The sequence below is a fragment of the Roseomonas rosulenta genome (genome assembly GCF_016106005.1).
GTDB classification, from domain to species: Bacteria; Pseudomonadota; Alphaproteobacteria; order Acetobacterales; family Acetobacteraceae; genus Neoroseomonas; species Neoroseomonas rosulenta.
The window spans coordinates 1-1,083 of sequence record NZ_JACADR010000566.1; the positions used below are offsets into that span (position 1 = coordinate 1).

Annotated in this window: 2 protein-coding genes; one reads left to right on the forward strand and one right to left on the reverse strand. The window is 77.1% G+C overall.

Annotation, left to right across the window (positions count from 1 at the left end):
- Positions 1-450: hypothetical protein (locus tag HW578_RS26875; RefSeq protein WP_198373753.1), on the reverse strand; the 450-nt coding region annotated here is incomplete at its 3' end.
- A 121-nt stretch (positions 451-571) separates the two neighbouring features.
- Here HW578_RS26875 and HW578_RS26880 point away from each other — a divergent pair.
- Positions 572-1,083 (forward strand): tetratricopeptide repeat protein (locus tag HW578_RS26880; protein ID WP_198373754.1); only part of this gene is annotated, 512 nt, incomplete at its 3' end.

Below are 1,083 nucleotides of genomic sequence, written 5' to 3' on the forward strand. Positions count from 1 at the left end.
GCGCCGCCGCCTCCGCCGCCACGGCCTCGATCGCCAGGGAGGGCGCCGGTGCGGGCGCCAGCACCGCCACCGGCGCAGGCACCACGACGGGCACTGCGGCCGGCGGCGGTTCTCCTGCGCCGAGGTCAGGGTGGAGGGCCCGTCCGCGACGCCGCGATAGGCCGGGAAGGCCGCCGGCGGCACCGTCCAGCAATCCACCGCGCCGAGGGAGCGGGTGCACAGGGGCGGTGGCGCCGGCGCATTGTCCTGCCCGCAATAGGCCTCGCCCCGGCCGATCCGGGCGATCGAGCAATCCTCCCCGGTCACGAGGGAGACCAGGCCATCGCCCATGGTGCGGCCGAAGGCCCGCAGCGAGAGCGCCTCGGCCGCCGCTGGGATGGCCAGCAGCGGTGCCCCCGGCGCGCCGACCGCCGCGCAGCCGGGTGCGAGGGCAAGCAGCAGCAGGATCATGGCGGGTCGCATGGCGCCATGGGACACCGCCCGGGCTTAACGCCCCGCCAACGGGCCTGTATGGTCCGCCCCCTTTCCGGATGCGGGCCGCGCCCGCCCGCCGCAGCCAGAGGTGCAGGACTTGCCCGACATTTTCGACGAGGTGGAGGAGGATCTCCGCGCCGAACGCGCCGCCCGACTGTGGAAGCGCTTCGCCGCGCCGCTGATCGGCGCGCTCGTGCTCGTCATCGCCGGCGTCGCCGGCTGGCAGGGCTGGCAATGGTACGAGGGCCGCCAGCGCGACGCCGCCGCCGCCGCCTTCCTGGCCGCCCACCGCGCCGCCGAGGCCGAGGGCGCCGACCTGCCCGCCATGGGCGCGCGCTTCGAGGCCATGGCACCCGGCAGCCCGGCCGGCTACCGCACCATCGCCCTGCTGCGCGCCGCCGCGCTCAAGGCCGAGACCGGCGACCGCGACGGCGCGCTCGCGCTCTACGACCGCGTCGCGTCCGATACCGCGGCCGATCCGCTCTATCGCGACCTCGCCTCGCTGATGTGGGTGCTGCGCTCGATCGACAGCGGCGACCCGGCGGTGCTTGCCGCGCGCATCGCGCCGCTGGCGCGGCCGGGCCAGCCCCGGGGCGCATGGGCGCGCGA